General features: G+C 58.2%; 15 protein-coding genes and 1 tRNA gene. 7 read left to right on the top strand and 9 right to left on the bottom strand.

The window, feature by feature from the left end:
• Positions 1-65: 65 nt before the first annotated feature.
• From CXQ82_RS25650 to CXQ82_RS25615, 8 genes are all read right to left on the bottom strand, one after another.
• Positions 66-2,954 carry a DUF927 domain-containing protein gene (locus CXQ82_RS25650; RefSeq protein ID WP_101272861.1) on the bottom strand — a complete coding sequence of 963 codons (2,889 nt, stop codon included), beginning with the start codon at positions 2,952-2,954 and terminating at the stop codon, positions 66-68.
• Positions 2,951-3,223 carry a DUF3077 domain-containing protein gene (locus tag CXQ82_RS25645; protein WP_017846197.1) on the bottom strand — a complete coding sequence of 91 codons (273 nt, stop codon included), beginning with the start codon at positions 3,221-3,223 and terminating at the stop codon, positions 2,951-2,953. The genes CXQ82_RS25650 and CXQ82_RS25645 overlap by 4 nt, the downstream gene beginning before the upstream one ends.
• Positions 3,220-3,504, bottom strand: coding sequence for a hypothetical protein (locus CXQ82_RS25640; RefSeq protein WP_099491479.1), 285 nt, complete (start codon positions 3,502-3,504; stop codon positions 3,220-3,222). Before CXQ82_RS25640 ends, CXQ82_RS25645 begins: the two co-directional genes overlap by 4 nt.
• 527 nt (positions 3,505-4,031) lie before the next feature.
• The gene (locus CXQ82_RS25635; RefSeq protein ID WP_101272860.1) at positions 4,032-4,337 is read right to left on the bottom strand and encodes a hypothetical protein; all 306 of its coding nucleotides are present in this window, start codon (positions 4,335-4,337) and stop codon (positions 4,032-4,034) included.
• Entirely contained in the window at positions 4,334-4,588 is a 255-nt protein-coding gene (locus tag CXQ82_RS25630; RefSeq protein ID WP_026078127.1) for an AlpA family transcriptional regulator, read from the bottom strand. The genes CXQ82_RS25635 and CXQ82_RS25630 overlap by 4 nt, the downstream gene beginning before the upstream one ends.
• Positions 4,589-4,670: 82 nt before the next feature.
• Positions 4,671-5,615, bottom strand: a complete 945-nt coding sequence (locus CXQ82_RS25625; RefSeq protein ID WP_101272859.1) for a hypothetical protein — start codon at positions 5,613-5,615, stop codon at positions 4,671-4,673.
• Between the two features lie 246 nt (positions 5,616-5,861).
• On the bottom strand, positions 5,862-7,103 hold the full coding sequence (locus CXQ82_RS25620) for a tyrosine-type recombinase/integrase (protein ID WP_101272858.1): 1,242 nt from the start codon (positions 7,101-7,103) through the stop codon (positions 5,862-5,864).
• Between the two features lie 165 nt (positions 7,104-7,268).
• A tRNA-Leu gene (locus CXQ82_RS25615) sits at positions 7,269-7,353 on the bottom strand.
• Positions 7,354-7,461: 108 nt separating this feature from the next.
• Here CXQ82_RS25615 and queA point away from each other — a divergent pair.
• The 6 genes from queA to CXQ82_RS25585 all read left to right on the top strand — a co-directional run bounded on the left by queA (position 7,462) and on the right by CXQ82_RS25585 (position 13,550).
• The gene (gene queA / locus CXQ82_RS25610; protein WP_101272857.1) at positions 7,462-8,526 is read left to right on the top strand and encodes a tRNA preQ1(34) S-adenosylmethionine ribosyltransferase-isomerase QueA; all 1,065 of its coding nucleotides are present in this window, start codon (positions 7,462-7,464) and stop codon (positions 8,524-8,526) included.
• 5 nt (positions 8,527-8,531) lie between these two features.
• A complete protein-coding gene (gene tgt / locus CXQ82_RS25605) occupies positions 8,532-9,647 on the top strand; it encodes a tRNA guanosine(34) transglycosylase Tgt (RefSeq protein ID WP_163034556.1) in 1,116 nt (371 codons plus the stop codon).
• A 43-nt stretch (positions 9,648-9,690) separates the two neighbouring features.
• On the top strand, positions 9,691-10,029 hold the full coding sequence (yajC, locus tag CXQ82_RS25600) for a preprotein translocase subunit YajC (protein WP_003175975.1): 339 nt from the start codon (positions 9,691-9,693) through the stop codon (positions 10,027-10,029).
• 62 nt (positions 10,030-10,091) lie between these two features.
• Complete coding sequence (gene secD, locus CXQ82_RS25595; RefSeq protein ID WP_101272855.1) at positions 10,092-11,960, top strand: protein translocase subunit SecD; 1,869 nt, start codon at positions 10,092-10,094, stop codon at positions 11,958-11,960.
• A gap of 9 nt (positions 11,961-11,969) precedes the next feature.
• Positions 11,970-12,884, top strand: a complete 915-nt coding sequence (gene secF / locus CXQ82_RS25590; protein WP_101272854.1) for a protein translocase subunit SecF — start codon at positions 11,970-11,972, stop codon at positions 12,882-12,884.
• A gap of 123 nt (positions 12,885-13,007) precedes the next feature.
• Entirely contained in the window at positions 13,008-13,550 is a 543-nt protein-coding gene (locus CXQ82_RS25585) for a glycine zipper 2TM domain-containing protein (protein WP_015885750.1), read from the top strand.
• A gap of 205 nt (positions 13,551-13,755) precedes the next feature.
• Here CXQ82_RS25585 and suhB read toward each other — a convergent pair whose 3' ends face one another.
• A complete protein-coding gene (gene suhB, locus CXQ82_RS25580; RefSeq protein ID WP_003175971.1) occupies positions 13,756-14,571 on the bottom strand; it encodes an inositol-phosphate phosphatase in 816 nt (271 codons plus the stop codon).
• Between the two features lie 145 nt (positions 14,572-14,716).
• Between suhB and trmJ the strand changes: the two genes are divergently transcribed.
• Positions 14,717-15,487, top strand: coding sequence for a tRNA (cytosine(32)/uridine(32)-2'-O)-methyltransferase TrmJ (gene trmJ, locus CXQ82_RS25575; protein WP_003210307.1), 771 nt, complete (start codon positions 14,717-14,719; stop codon positions 15,485-15,487).

Genomic DNA, 15,487 nt, shown 5'->3' with positions numbered 1-15,487 from the left:
ATGGTCGTCGAACGGCTGGCGAGGCCGGGAATGAGCCGGCGCTACCTCGATCAGCAGACATGCCGTCAAGCGGCCTTGGCCTCGCCTTCATCCGTTCCTGGAACGGTCTTCACTACGTAGCAGCGTTGAGGCCCCAGTCCAGGTAGCCGAATCAAGCTGTACGCTTTTCCGTCGGTTCCCGGTTCGAGCACGCCCCGTTGAAGCAGCTCCTTGTTCACCGCACTAATATTCATGCCCTTGAAGATCTCGGCCCTCCAGGCTTCCGGGAGTACGTAGTAGGTGTTGGTGGTGTGCAGGGCATCACCCATGCCGTGTTCCATCGTCTTGCGAAAGCCGAGTCGATCAATCGTGCGTGGGCCGTGTTCATCGATCTTGGCAGCCGCAGATTCCCAGCGGGTGAAGCGGCTTTCTCCAAAGCGTTCGATGACCTGGTGCAGTCGAGCCACAATCGCATCACCCTCGAAGTTACCGGCGCCGCCACGCTCGGCTAGCCATGCATGCAGGCAAACCCGTGCAGCCGTCGTGGCCGTACCATCAGGCCAACCGGTGACTCCAAAGGCGGTAGCCAACTCTCCGGCCGCTGCGGCGAGGCCAAAGCGAAGGGCGGCACGCTGGGCCTGACCACTGGCCGAGGCGGGTAGGTTTTGGGTGATAAACTGTTCCACCGTGCGGCGAACGATCACCGACCACCTGAGCATTTCTTCGGGCGCACACAGTGCGTGCAGGAAGGCGGTGAGGGGTGTGCCGTAGTATTTGGCTACACGGGCCTTGAGCGCATCGGAGAGGGCAGCAGCATCCTCAAAACCATTCAGCACATCGAACATGCCGAGGCCCTTGCTGGCATCCGCTGGCACCGCAAGCATGCGCACCTCCATACCGGCTTTCAGCTCCTTGTTTGCATCCGCCATGTGCTGCGCCAATGTCTTTTCTCCGGTCGAGAGAAACAGTAAGCGCCACTCCTGTACCTGTCGGCCCGCTTGTCCTCGATCATTCGCCCGGGCTTTACCGGTGCCATTGCCGAGCATGTACACCGTCTCGCCAATAATGCGTGGGTCACACATGCCAATTTCATCTAGCACCAGGAGGCCGTCCGAGTGAGCGGCTGCGATGGACTCCAGGGCGTTGTCTGTCGAACGCCACGAACGCACTAGGCGCGGTCCGCCATAAACCGAGGCGGCAACTTGTAGGTGAGTGGTCTTGCCACCGGAGCTGTCGCCGTACAGGTGGAAGCCGCCCGACTCATGCCCCAGCAGGTTCAGCAAAGGCCCTGCAAACGCCACAGAGACGACAAACGCCAAGCGGTGGTTACCAACGCACAGCGCACCGATTTGCTGCTGCCACTGCTCCAGAGAGCCCGTCTCGCTGATCGGTGGCAACTGGGCACCGGCCTCATAAAAATGCAGGTGTTCGGCGTGCGAGCCAATCTGTTGTTCGGGCAAAAGGAAAGCGTTGTCGTGCCAGCCCAAGCGCGTCACCAAACGTGCGCGCTGAGCACTGTCGAAGCCGCCGAGATAGCTCTGCAGGTCATTACGGGCGTTGCGCCCTGACCGACTTCCGGCAAGGCGTAGGCCCATGTCGACCAGTGGCCCAAGTACGTCCTTGCCGAAGTCACCAGTCATGGTTCGGGCCGGAATGTTCCAGCGCTTTTTGGCGCCGTCCGGGTCGTCGAATTCGACCAATAAACCCCAGTTGTGGCCCTTGTCGTCGCGAGTACGGGCGATGATTTCGAGAGGCGAACACACAGGACGCGCCTCGCCATCATCGCCGGAATAAAACACCCCTTCAGACGTCAGGCGAAAGCCGCCCGGCAATAGGTCGTTTTTCGATTTCGCGGGGCGTTTGGCGGGCGCCTTGGCCTTTTGTTCTTGAGGTTCAGTAGGCTCAGCGGCACTGCCGAAAAACTCACCGCTGCGCACCAGCTCGGCGACGTGGGCAGCGGTCCAGCCTTTGGCTAACGCATCCGCTGCATCGTCGCCGTCTGCCCATTTTCCACCCTTGAAGAGCGTGGGCTCTCCGCCTTTGCTGCTGGGCTTGAGCTTTAGCACGTCGAGCGAGATTCGTTGCACTGAAGCGGAGCCCAGCTCAATCAGCTTGAGCTCGATGGCGTCCATGCATGTCTTGCCGCTGGCATCGTTATCCGGCCATAGCACCACCGTGCGCCCTTTGAGTGGCGTCAGGTCGGCCTTGTGCCAAGAGTTGGAGCCGTTCGGCCAGCACGTGGCTACATGGTCGGGCATCAGTTCAGCGGCGGCATCAGCAGCCTTCTCGCCTTCACATAGCACCACGGGTGCGTCGGCGCGCTGTGCCAGTTCATCCAGGCGCATCAATGGCCTAGGCTCAGGCAGGCCTTGCCAGCGCCATTGTGTGGTTTGCCCATCGGAGCGTTTGCACCAGGTCAACGGCGCAAAGACCTTTCGTGGCTTGCCATCTTCATCGGGGCTCAGGTCGAAGCGATACAGCGTCATGACTGGGTGGCCCTGAGCATCGCGATAGATCCACACCTTGGACGGAACACCGTGTTGCGGGTGCTTGGCAGGACACTTGTTCATAGCCTCGACCGGGATCGGCTGAATCACGATCCACTCGGGCGCTGTGGGTTTGGTCGGTGCGCTTTTGGCAGTCGCAGAGCCAGCGGTAACATTGAGCAGATCCGCCAGCTTTTTGCAGGCCTCAACGTCCGTGCCGCCGTCGATGTAGCGCACTAGGTCGATCAGGTCACCGCCCTTATCGCCGGTGGCGAAATCCGCCCAAGTGCCTTTGCTCAAATTGACCTTGAGTGAGCCTGCACGTTTGTCCGTGCGCGTGGGGTTTGGTGCTGTGTATTCCTTGCCGCCGTCGACGCGTTTGCCGTTCGGCAGCCATTGAGCAAGCACGCGGTCGATGTTCTTCAGGGCAGCGATTTTTACGTCGGCAAAGCTGGGACGTTTTGAGGTGTTGCCGGTGCGCTGAATCATGGCGTTGTCCTCGTTGCATACAGCGCATCGTTGACGTCATCGATCAGCGCTTTTGCCATTTCGCCTAGGTAGAGAGCAGGCCAGCTGAACCGCTCGCCCTCATTACTCATGGCTGCGTCGAGGGTCAGTTGATTGGCGTAGTACTGAAACAGCGATATGGCCTCAAGTGCGTCCTCGATTGGCACGCCTGCATTGACCCTAAACAGCTTTTGAGTACCGCTGGCAACGCATGAGAATTCGGCACGCCCGAGAGTGTTGGCAGTGTTCACAGCGCACCGCCTTTCTGGCCCATTGGCACAGAGGTGGCATCACCGTACAAGGCGAGTGTTTTGATCAAACCCAAGGTGCCGCGCACGTCCCAGATAACGGAAGACAGCACGCGGTTGGAGAGCACAGGTTTATCGCCGTCGAAGTGATCTTCCAGCAGCATGAGAACTGAGTCGGCACGGTCGAGGGCGCAGGTGATGGCATCAATGGGAATACCGGCTTCGGCGTCCTGGCTGACGCAGAGCAAATCCTCGGGTAGTGAAAAGCCTGGGAGCATGCTCATTGGGCGCCCCCTGCGGCTTCCAAGGCTCGCGCTTTGGACATATGGGCGTTGTAACGGGAGAGACGTGTAGCGAGGCTGGAGTTGGCGTGTAAAGCGGCGAGAGCCATTGCTCGATGAGCAGCAGCGCGAATTTTGGACGGATTGAGGGCAGGCATAGGTGACGCTCCAAGTTTGAAGATGGAGCTGCCACGGATCGTCGCCAAACGATTTATGGTGGCAGCTGTGCGCAGGTTGGCGAACCGGGAACTTGGAACCCGGCAGACCCGAAGGTCTCCCACGCACAGCTGCCATAACACGAAGCGGCAGGCACAAAAAAAGCGCCTGCTGTCGGATGGGGCGCCTGTGCGCCAAGTATCTCGGGTCGCCAAACCCGGTCGCTGAATTTGCAGCGACGACCAAAGAGTAACGTCCGTTTTTTGAAAGTGCAACTGTGCAGATCACTTGCAGATTTTTTCGATGCGGCATAAATTGCTCAGGCATGTAGATTTACCTCAACGCCTCCGGTTGCCGCCGGGGGCGTTTTCGTTTCAGGCATGGACGTCCCAGCGCAGGGAGACAAAGGGCAGCAGGTCGCCTTCGAGGCAGGCGCGTGCATCCTCGTAGGCGTCTATCTGTTGGCCTTCGTCGACGATGATTGCTTGCGGGGCTTGGCAAGGAACTGACAATGCGCACCAGATGCCATCTCTCCATCGCATCACCATGACGTCCCGGTTCAGGCGTTTTTGCTCTGTACGGTAGCGCTCAAAACGTTGCATCCAGCGTGAAGAGAAACCGACTTTTCTGAGTACAGAGAAGGGCTGCAAAATGGCCCTATTGGCAGTTCGAATTTTCATGCTGCCACCTGATCGCGGGCAGCGATGCGTGCGCGAGTCCATGCCTGAACTTCTCCCAATACCCACGCAACCGGAGCGCTTCGGGCATTGCTGTTACTCAGCTTTACCGGCAACGGGAACCCGCTTTCAGGTTGACGCATCAGCTTGTAGATAGTCGGGCGTGCGAGCCCTACGATTGAAATGACCTCGGGCATGCGGATGAGCGTCATCGAGGGATCGTGCGAGGGAATTGCTTTTAATACGGTAGTCATAGCGAGCTAACCCTTTGTTAATTGAGACAACGGGTCATACGCTACGCAGGGGAGGAAGAGTGGACTGTGTCCGCTCCCTTTTTTATTTCAGAGGTCTAAGGCCCAGAGCGGTTAAATGCTCTCGAATGGTTTTTTTTGTGCCGTGGCTCTTCCGTTCGGAAAGAATATTGGTCAGTTCAGCATCGGACAGGCTTCGCATTTCAATTTTCCGACCATTAATGATTTGCTCGGCAGCAGCCTTGATTTTTGCTCGTCTATCCATTGTGTCGGTCTGTATTTTTGAGCTGGGATCACGGTTCCCCTTACCGGCTTCCTGGCCTCGTCTCGTCGCCTTTGTTGAAAATGCGTCGTTGAGAACTCTATGCATCAGGCTTGATGTATTGAAGCCTTTTTTAAACACATCCATCTGCTCCACCTGGCGATAAAGACTCGCCATCATCAACGCTTGATTCGCCTCACCTAACAACGTAGCGAAGTCTTCTCGTGCTCGGATTTCGTTTCCGCTACTACGGTCACGCTCTTTTTCGATTAGAGCAAGGTACTGGCGGGGTGAGTCGTGTCTCAGTTGCTCTATCAGGTCTGCATCAATGTCGTAGGTCACGAGTTCAAGGTCTAATAGCCAATTTGCGAGCGTCTCAACGGCCTGCGTTCCAAGTACCAGGGCGTAGGTAGCCACGAGCTGTGAGTCTGCTGCGGAACGGCTGACCCGAAGGAGTCCTCGAATCACGCTTGGCAACGAGCCTGCTTCCGCAGAGTCGGCATGGTCGTAGATGGCATCACGTAAGGAGTAAAGGGTTCGTGTGATCGACTCTGCACCTGGGGAGTAGGAACCCTCCTCAAGCCAGAACGATGTGGCTGTGTTGATCAGATCGAAGGCACTTTTGAAGTGTTCGTTGAACTGCGGAAACAGCGCAAGACTGTGAACGGCTGCCTCGACATCGTCCCGATCCCACACCAGGCACGTTACGTCGAAACCTGCGATTTCGAGTTCGAGCTCTTCTGCCTCGATGCCCCGTTCAAAGTCCATTTAGATCTCCCCGCCGCCCCGAAGCCGATAGGCTGTTACAGCGATTTGCAGGTGGAGGCGCCACTGCCAGCAGGGTTGATGGCGTGGCTTTTCTGTAACACGACTGCTCGATGTAACACGTGGCGCTCAGAAGCTTTGCAGTGCGTGTAACGCTAAATATATTCAATAAATACAATGGGTTATTGGTGGTCGTAACACGCGTAACACGCGTAACGCCGTTTTTGGAGGGATATAGGGTTGACGGCTTCACACGGCCTTCCCAAGTTGACCTTGCACTACATTTCCGGCCTCTAGGGAATCAAGGTGATCGGCGTACCATTGCATCATTTTTACTCGTTGCTCAAAGTATTGGGCCTTGTTGTATACCCCCGAAATGCCTTCCTCTTTGTGAGCCAACTGCGCTTCAACGTGTTCCTTCGGCCAGCCATGTTCTCGAAGTAACGTGCTCGCGGTGTGTCGAGTGCCGTGTCCTACTAGACGCCCTTTGTAGCCAATGGTAGCGAAGACTTTGTTGATCGTGTTTTCGCTGATGGTTGGGTTCTTTGCTCCGACGCCGGGGAAAAGCCAGCGACTCCGTCCCGTTAAACAGTGCAGGTCCCTCAGTGCCGTAACGGCTTGGTGGGGAAGGGGGCATACAAAATCTCGGCGCATCTTCATCTTGGCAGCAGGCGTCGTCCAAATGGCCTTCTCAAGGTCGAACTCTTTCCATTCAGCCAAGCGGACCATGCCTGGGCGGGACGCCGTCCAGATACAAAGCCATGCGGCGGTACGTGCCGTCAGTCTGCTGGGAGTGTTTTTGAGTGATTGGAGAAACTCAGCGAGTTCAGGCTCCAGCAAGTGTGGATGCTGCTGAGTCTTGGCTGCCTGGGCGGCAATGTCGCGAAGGCGGCTGCCCGGATCGTTTTCGGTGAGTCCTAAACCAATCGCTCGGCCGAAGATTTGGTTGATCCAGGTGCGGCACTTTTCTGCCACGTTGTGAGCGTTTCTAGCTTCGAGGGATGCCTGGAGATCTGCACAGTCGGTGCGGGTGATTTCGTCGAGGGGCTTATCTCCCAATGCCGGGAGTATGTCCTTGTCGAGGTAGGTGCGGATTTTGTGAAGGGTAGAGGGTGCGAGGCCCTTTTCTTCTTTGACCTTGAGCCAAGCCTCAGCAGCCGTTCGAAACGTTCGAGCCTTGGCCGCATCGATTGCAGCTTTAGCAGATCGTTTCAGCTCAAGGGGATCGGCGCCGCTACTCACTACTTTGCGTAGATCGGCAGCTTTCTCTCTTGCCAGCGCACCACTGACCTCTGGGTAACCCCCTAGCCCCATCCAAGCCCAATTGCCCGCAGGACGTTTGTAGCGTAGCTGCCAGGATTTACCACCATCAGGTTTGACCCTGAAGTAGAGGCCGTTTCCGTCTAGCTCCCGGTATTCCTTTGACTCCGGCTCCAGCCCTGCAAGCGTCGTGTCTGCGAGAGGGCGGCGCTTTATATCTGCGCGCTTCATCCTTGTATCCCAAAGTTCGGTATTTTTCTCAGGATACAAGCAGGGATACAGGGATACAACGGATAAGGGGATACAGAGGTAGATAGCCAGACACAAAAAAACCGGCTCAAGTGGCCGGTTTCTTTGGGTCTTAAAGCCTGGTAGAGACTTTCAGATACTGCTATATGGTGCCCCGAGGGAGACTCGAACTCCCACTCCTTTCGAAAACGGATTTTGAATCCGCCGCGTCTACCAATTCCGCCATCAGGGCTCAATGGCGGCGAAGTATAGAGATGAGATTACCGTTGGTCAATCACGTTTCATGGTCAATTTTAACTATTTCCGCTAGACTTCCCGGCCCTGCTAGACGAACCCCATCATGCGCGTTGCTGACTTTACTTTTGAGCTCCCTGATTCGCTGATCGCTCGCCACCCTTTGGCCGAGCGTCGCGCCAGTCGACTGCTGACCCTGGACGGGGTGAGCGGTGCCCTTGCACACCGTCAATTCACTGATTTGCTTGAGCATTTGCGCCCAGGCGACTTGATGGTATTCAACAATACCCGGGTGATTCCGGCGCGGCTGTTTGGCCAGAAAGCTTCCGGCGGCAAGCTGGAAATTCTGGTGGAGCGGGTGCTGGACAGCCATCGCGTGCTGGCCCATGTGCGCTCCAGCAAGTCGCCGAAACCTGGGTCGAGCATCCTCATCGACGGCGGTGGCGAAGCCGAGATGGTCGCGCGTCATGACGCGTTGTTCGAGCTCAAGTTTGCCGAGGAAGTGTTGCCGCTGCTGGAGCGCGTCGGCCATATGCCGTTGCCTCCTTATATAGACCGCCCCGACGAAGACTCGGACCGCGAGCGCTATCAGACCGTGTACTCCCAGCGCCTGGGTGCTGTAGCCGCGCCAACTGCCGGCTTGCACTTTGACCAGCCGTTGCTGGATGCAATCGCCGCCAAGGGCGTCGAGAGCGCCTATGTGACCCTGCACGTGGGGGCCGGCACGTTTCAGCCGGTGCGTGTGGATAATATCGAAGACCACCACATGCACAGCGAATGGCTGGAAGTCAGCCAGGAAGTCGTGGATGCCGTGGCGGCGTGCAAGGCACGTGGCGGTCGCGTAGTGGCCGTGGGCACCACCAGCGTGCGCTCCCTGGAAAGTGCGGCGCGCGATGGCGTGTTAAAGCCGTTCAGTGGCGACACCGATATCTTCATCTACCCAGGCCGGCCGTTCCATGTGGTCGATTGCCTGGTCACCAACTTCCATTTGCCGGAATCCACCCTGTTGATGCTGGTGTCGGCATTTGCCGGTTATCCCGAGACCATGGCCGCTTATCAAGCCGCCATCGATAATGGGTACCGTTTTTTCAGCTACGGTGATGCGATGTTTATCACCCGTAATCCGGCGCCGACTGCACCTGAGACAGTTGCCCCAGAGGAACAACTATGAGTCGTATGTCGTTTGAATTGTTGGCCACAGATGGCAAGGCTCGTCGTGGTCGCCTGACCTTCCCGCGTGGCACCGTCGAGACCCCGGCCTTCATGCCGGTGGGCACCTACGGCACTGTAAAAGGCATGTTGCCGCGCGATATCGTCGCCACCGGCGCCGAGATCATCCTCGGCAACACCTTCCACCTGTGGCTGCGCCCAGGCACGGAAGTGATCAAGAAGCACGGCGACCTGCATGATTTCATGAAATGGCAAGGTCCGATCCTCACTGACTCCGGTGGTTTCCAGGTGTTCAGCCTGGGCGCCATGCGCAAGATCAAGGAAGAGGGCGTGACCTTCGCCTCGCCGGTGGACGGTTCCAAAGTGTTCATGGGCCCGGAGGAGTCGATGCAGGTGCAGCGCGACCTGGGCTCCGACATCGTGATGATTTTTGACGAGTGCACGCCGTACCCGGCCGACGAAGAGGTTGCGCGGATCTCCATGGAGCTGTCGCTGCGCTGGGCCCAGCGTTCGAAGAATGCTCACGGCGACAACACCGCTGCTTTGTTCGGTATCGTCCAGGGCGGCATGCACGAAAGCCTGCGTAAGCGCTCGCTGGAAGGGCTCGACAAGATCGGCTTCGACGGCCTGGCCATCGGCGGTCTGTCGGTGGGCGAGCCCAAGCACGAGATGATCAAGGTGCTGGATTATCTGCCGGGCCTGATGCCGGCTGACAAACCTCGTTACCTTATGGGCGTTGGCAAACCGGAGGATCTCGTAGAGGGTGTGCGCCGCGGTGTGGACATGTTCGATTGCGTGATGCCAACCCGTAATGCCCGCAATGGGCATCTGTTCATCGATACAGGCGTGCTGAAGATCCGTAACGCGTTCCATCGCCATGATGATTCGCCGCTGGATCCCACCTGTGATTGCTACACCTGCCAGAACTTCTCCCGTGCTTATCTGCACCATCTGGACAAATGCGGGGAAATGCTGGGTAGCATGTTGAATACCATCCACAATTTGCGTCACTACCAAGTCCTGATGGCTGGTTTGCGCGAGGCTATTCAACAGGGTACATTGGCCGCCTTCGTCGATGCCTTCTATGCCAAGCGCGGGCTTCCTGTGCCGCCCTTGGACTGAGTTTTCCGACCCTAAGATTCACTATTTGCAACTGGAGTGCTAAATGAGCTTTTTTATCTCTAACGCCATGGCTGACGCCGCTGCGCCTGCTGCTGCCGGCCCTATGGGCGGTGGTTTCGAGTGGATTTTCCTGGTCGGCTTCCTGGTCATCTTCTACCTGATGATCTGGCGTCCACAGGCCAAGCGCGCCAAAGAGCAGAAAAACCTGCTGGGCAGCCTGCAGAAAGGTGACGAAGTTGTAACCACCGGCGGTATCGCTGGCAAGATCACCAAGGTTTCCGACGCTTTCGTGGTTCTGGAAGTTTCCGACACCGTAGAAATGAAGTTCCAGAAGGGCGCCATCGCCGCCACGCTGCCAAAAGGCACGCTGAAAGCGATCTAAGTAACAACCTTTACCAATCGACGGGGCGCGCAAGGCGCCCCGCGTTATAAGCGGGCGGCGTGATGCTGAACAAATACCCTCTGTGGAAATACGTACTGATCCTGGCGGTGCTGGCGATCGGATTTATTTATTCCGCTCCCAATCTTTATCCTGATGACCCTGCGATCCAGATCACTGGCGCCAGCACTTCGCTGCAGGTCAATCAGGCTGATCTGGAACGCGCGAGCAAAGCGCTCACCGACGCGGGTATCCAGGTTAAAGCGGCAACGTTGGCGGCTGGTGCGAAGGGCGGCTTGTTGCGCCTGACCAAGCAAGAAGACCAATTGCCGGCCAAGGATGTCGTGCGCAAGGCCCTGGGTGACGACTACGTTGTCGCGCTCAACCTGGCACAGACCACGCCACAGTGGCTGCGCAGCATTGGCGCGCACCCGATGAAGCTGGGTCTGGACTTGTCCGGTGGTGTGCACTTCCTGCTGGAAGTCGACATGGACAAAGCCCTCGACGCGCGCCTGAAAGTCTACGAAGGCGATGTGAAGAGCCTGCTGCGTAAAGAGAAGCTGCGCTATCGCAGCCTGCCGCAGCTCAACGGTGCCATCCAGCTGGGCTTCTCTGATGAAGCTTCCCGCGAACAGGCCCGTGCGCTGATCCGCAAGAATTTCAACGATTTCGACATCGTGCCGGCCGACCTCAATGGCCAGGCGGTACTGCGTCTGGCGATGAGCCCGGCGAAAATCGCGGAAATCCGCGAGTACTCCATCAAGCAGAACTTGACCACGGTACGTAACCGCGTCAACGAGCTGGGTGTAGCCGAGCCGATCGTGCAGCGCCAGGGTGCCAACCGCATCGTGGTTGAACTGCCGGGCGTACAGGACACCGCTGAAGCCAAGCGTATCCTGGGTAAAACCGCCAACCTGGAGTTCCGCCTGGCGGCTGAGCCAGGTGCTTCGCGTGCCACTTCCGAAGAGTTCGAGTTCCGCGAAGGCAACCGCCCACCGGCGCAGATCGAGCGTAGCTTGATCATCACCGGCGACCAGGTAACCGACGCCAAGGCCGGTTTCGGCGAGCACGGTACCCCTGAAGTGAACATCCGCCTGGATGGCCACGGCGGCGAGTTGATGAGCCGCGCCACGCGCAGCAACGTCGGCCGCAGCATGGCGGTGATCTTCATCGAGCAACGCCCTGTTACTACCTACACCAAGCAAACGGTCAACGGCGTCGAAAAAGACGTGCCGGTACAGACCTTCAAGGAAGAGAAGAAGATCATCAGCCTGGCGACCATCCAGTCGCCGCTGGGTGCTCAATTCCGCATCACTGGCCTGAACGGCCAGGGCGAATCCTCGGAGCTGGCCCTGCTGCTGCGTGCGGGTGGTCTGGCGGCGCCGATGTACTTCGCTGAAGAACGCACTATTGGCCCGAGCCTGGGTGCCGACAACATCACCAAGGGTGTCGACGCGGCCTTGTGGGGCATGCTGTTCGTATCCCTGTTCATCATCGCCATCTACCGCTTCTTCGGCATCATCGCCACCGTGGCCCTTGCGGGCAACATGGTGATGCTGCTGGCCCTGATGTCGCTGCTGGGTGCTACGCTGACACTGCCAGGTATCGCCGGTATCGTACTCACCATGGGTATGGCGGTAGACGCCAACGTACTGATCTTCTCGCGTATTCGTGAAGAGATCGCCAACGGCATGACCGTACAGCGTGCAATCAACGAAGGCTTCGGCCGGGCATTTACCGCAATTCTCGACTCCAACCTGACCACCCTGTTGGTCGGCGGGATTCTCTTTGCCATGGGCACTGGCCCGGTCAAAGGTTTTGCGGTGACCATGTCCCTCGGTATCTTTACCTCGATGTTCACGGCCATCATGGTGACCCGCGCAATGGTCAACCTGATCTATGGCGGGCGTGACTTCAAGAAGTTGTGGATTTAAGGGGCTGCCATGTTACGTACAATCAACTTCATGGGCGTTCGCAACGTTGCGTTCGGCGTCACTGTGCTCCTTACAGTTCTGGCGTTGTTCAGCTGGTTCCATAAGGGCCTGAACTACGGTCTGGACTTCACCGGCGGTACGCTCATCGAGCTGACCTACGAGAAGCCGGCCGACGTTACCCTGGTGCGCAATGAGCTGGTCAAGGCCGGCTATCACGAAGCCATCGTGCAGAGCTTTGGTGCAACCACCGACCTGCTGGTGCGTATGCCTGGCGAAGACCCGCAATTGGGTCACCAGGTAGCCGAGGCCTTGCAGAAGGTGGGCGGCGACAACCCGGCAGCGGTCAAGCGGGTCGAGTTCGTGGGCCCGCAGGTGGGTGAAGAGCTGCGCGACCAGGGCGGCCTCGGCATGCTGATGGCGCTGGTCGGCATCATGATCTACCTGGCGTTCCGCTTTCAGTGGAAGTTCGGTGTCGGCGCCATTGTGTCGCTGATCCACGACGTGGTCGTGACCGTGGGCATCCTGGCGTACTTCCAGATCACTTTCGACCTGACGGTATTGGCGGCGGTGTTGGCGATCATTGGTTACTCGCTGAACGACACCATCGTGGTATTCGACCGGGTGCGTGAGAACTTCCGTGTACTGCGCAAGGCGACGTTGATCGAAAACATCAACATCTCCACCACCCAGACCCTGCTGCGGACCATGGCGACGTCGATCTCCACCTTGCTGGCGATCGCTGCGCTGATGATCTTCGGTGGCGACAACCTGTGGGGCTTCTCCCTGGCGCTGTTCATTGGCGTGCTGGCGGGTACCTACTCGTCGATCTACATCGCCAACGTGGTGCTGATCTGGCTGAACCTCAACAGCGAAGACCTGATCCCTCCGGCCGCTACTGGCAAGGAGGTCGACGACCGCCCTTGATGGGTATTCGTTGATATGCTGTTACAAAGAAGGCACGAGTATTGAACTCGTGCCTTTTTTTTTGCTCCAAGGCTGGGTATAGCGCGGATCTTTCGGTCCGTTTGTGATGGTCAGGAGGTTCACGTGAACAAGTCGTTGCTGGTTGGTGCGGTATTGGGTGCTGTCGGTGTGACTGCCGGGGGTGCTGTTGCCACCTACAGCTTGGTGAAAAGCGGCCCTGAGTATGCGCAAGTGCTGGCAGTGCAGCCGGTAAAAACCCAGATAAAAACCCCGCGCGAGGTCTGCAAGGACGTCGCAGTGACCCGGCAGAAGCCGGTGCAGGATCAACATCAGATCGTCGGTACCGTGGTCGGTGCGCTGGCCGGTGGCCTGTTGGGCAATCAGGTTGGTGGCGGTAATGGCAAGAAGCTGGCTACTGTAGCCGGTGCGGTCGGTGGTGGTTACGCCGGTAACAAGGTTCAGGAAGGCATGCAGAACCGCGATACCTACACCACGACCCAGACCCGCTGTAACACCGTTAACGACATCAGCGACAAGGTTGTCGGTTACGACGTGCGTTACACCCTGGATGGCAAGGAAGGTTCGGTGCGGATGGATCGTGACCCAGGCGGCCAGATTCCGGTCGACAAGGAAGGGCGCTTGGTTCTGGGCCAGAACCAGCAGTAATTCCAGGGCCTAGTGCAATTTAAAATGTGGGAGGGGGCTTGCCCCCGATAGCGGTGCATCAGTTAATGAGTTTTTAACTGAGCCACTGCCATCGGGGGCAAGCCCCCTCCCACATTTGATTGGTATTGTTGCTGATGCCTGGGTCTGGCTCAAAACCCAGGCATAAAAAAAGCACCCCTAGGGGTGCTTTTTTGTGCTCGCTCGCTTAACGCTTCAGCGAGGCCGGCAGGTGCGGCTGGATCGCCGTCAGTACTGCCTTGAAGCATTTGGTGTTGCCGGCAACCACGTGGCCTTTCTCAAGGAAGTCGTGACCACCGGTGAAGTCGCTCACCAGGCCGCCGGCCTCTTGAATCAGCAGGGCGCCTGCAGCCATGTCCCACTCGGACAGGCCCGACTCCCAGAACGCGTCAAAACGACCGGCGGCCACGTAGGCCAGGTCCAGGCTGGCTGCACCGGCGCGACGGATGCCGGCGGTCTGGCCAACCAGGGCGCGGAACATACCCAGGTAGTTTTCCAGGTTGTCCATCTGGTCGTCACGGAACGGGAAGCCGGTGCCCAGCAGGGCGCCGTCCAGGCTGGTACGGCCGCTGACGCGCAGGCGACGGCCATTCAGCTGGGCGCCACGGCCACGGCTGGCGGTGAATTCTTCCTGGCGAACCGGGTCGAGAACAACGGCGTGTTCCAGGCGGCCACGGTATTTGCACGCGATGCTCACGGCAAAGTGCGGGATACCGCGCAGGAAGTTAGTGGTGCCATCCAGTGGGTCGATGATCCACAGGTAGTCTTCGCCTTCGCCGCTGCCTTTGTGCAGGCCGGTTTCTTCACCGAGGATGCCGTGGGTAGGGTAGGCCTTGCGCAGAGCGTCGATGATTTTCTGTTCGGCGGCGCGATCCACCTCGGATACATAATCCTTGGCGTCTTTTTCGTCGACCTTGATGGTATCCAGGCGCTCGATGGAGCGGAAGATCAATTCACTGGCGCTGCGGGCGGCGCGCAGCGCGATATTCAGCATGGGCTGCATGGATGTGTCACCTAAGGTTGTTAAAGAAAGCCGGGCATTCTAGCAGAAACTTTCTTCAGGTGAAGGACGACGTTAGCTTTCATGGCATAACCTTAGGCTGTTCTGTAAGATTTGCTCCCCTTTCCCGTGTCCGAGAGCGCCTCCCTTGCTGCAAAACATTCGTGTCGTCTTGGTCAATACCAGTCATCCCGGCAATATCGGCGGGGTGGCGCGAGCCATGAAAAACATGGGGCTGACGCGCCTGGTGCTGGTTGAGCCGCGTGTGTTCCCGCACCACGAGGCTGATGCCCGTGCCTCTGGCGCCAATGACATCCTGGAAAAAGCCCAGGTCGTCGCCACCTTGGAAGATGCCTTGGTCGGCTGCAACCTGGTGCTTGGCACCAGCGCCCGCGACCGTCGCATCCCCTGGCCACTGCTGGATCCGCGCGAGTGTGGGACCAAAGTGGTGGAAGAGGCGGCCGGCGGCGCTGAAATCGCCCTGGTGTTCGGTCGTGAAGATTCCGGCCTCACCAATGAAGAGCTGCAGCGATGTCATTATCACGTGCACATTCCATCAGACCCTGAGTTCAGTTCGCTGAACCTTGGGGCGGCGGTGCAGGTGTTGAGTTACGAAGTGCGCATGGCCTGGCTGGCCGCTGAAGGTCAGCCGAGCAAGGTAGAGAAGGATGAAGTCGCATCGACCAAAAGTGGCGAGTTGGCCACCATGGACGAGCTGGAGCGATTCTACGAGCACCTGGAGCAAACCCTGGTGGCCATCGAATTCCTTGATCCTGAGAAACCACGGCACTTGATGGCGCGCCTGCGCCGCCTGTACGGGCGCAGCTCGGTCAGCCGAGCCGAAATGAATATATTGCGTGGCATCCTCACGGAAACCCAGAAAGCGGCCCGTGGCGAGCTTCTTAAGCGGAAGGATTAA

This window comes from Pseudomonas sp. S09G 359, assembly GCF_002843605.1.
Lineage (GTDB): Bacteria > Pseudomonadota > Gammaproteobacteria > Pseudomonadales > Pseudomonadaceae > Aquipseudomonas.
This window is presented reverse-complemented; position numbering and strand designations above follow the sequence as displayed.

Excerpts from the sequence above, each read along its gene's own strand:
- CXQ82_RS25620 (WP_101272858.1), bottom strand. The coding sequence starts at position 7,103 with ATGAAGCGCGCAGATATAAAGCGCCGCCCTCTCGCAGACACGACGCTT.
- secD (WP_101272855.1), top strand. The coding sequence starts at position 10,092 with ATGCTGAACAAATACCCTCTGTGGAAATACGTACTGATCCTGGCGGTG.
- CXQ82_RS25625 (WP_101272859.1), bottom strand. The coding sequence starts at position 5,615 with ATGGACTTTGAACGGGGCATCGAGGCAGAAGAGCTCGAACTCGAAATC.
- CXQ82_RS25630 (WP_026078127.1), bottom strand. The coding sequence starts at position 4,588 with ATGACTACCGTATTAAAAGCAATTCCCTCGCACGATCCCTCGATGACG.
- CXQ82_RS25650 (WP_101272861.1), bottom strand. The coding sequence starts at position 2,954 with ATGATTCAGCGCACCGGCAACACCTCAAAACGTCCCAGCTTTGCCGAC.
- yajC (WP_003175975.1), top strand. The coding sequence starts at position 9,691 with ATGAGCTTTTTTATCTCTAACGCCATGGCTGACGCCGCTGCGCCTGCT.
- secF (WP_101272854.1), top strand. The coding sequence starts at position 11,970 with ATGTTACGTACAATCAACTTCATGGGCGTTCGCAACGTTGCGTTCGGC.
- CXQ82_RS25635 (WP_101272860.1), bottom strand. The coding sequence starts at position 4,337 with ATGAAAATTCGAACTGCCAATAGGGCCATTTTGCAGCCCTTCTCTGTA.
- suhB (WP_003175971.1), bottom strand. The coding sequence starts at position 14,571 with ATGCAGCCCATGCTGAATATCGCGCTGCGCGCCGCCCGCAGCGCCAGT.
- queA (WP_101272857.1), top strand. The coding sequence starts at position 7,462 with ATGCGCGTTGCTGACTTTACTTTTGAGCTCCCTGATTCGCTGATCGCT.
- CXQ82_RS25640 (WP_099491479.1), bottom strand. The coding sequence starts at position 3,504 with ATGAGCATGCTCCCAGGCTTTTCACTACCCGAGGATTTGCTCTGCGTC.
- tgt (WP_163034556.1), top strand. The coding sequence starts at position 8,532 with ATGTCGTTTGAATTGTTGGCCACAGATGGCAAGGCTCGTCGTGGTCGC.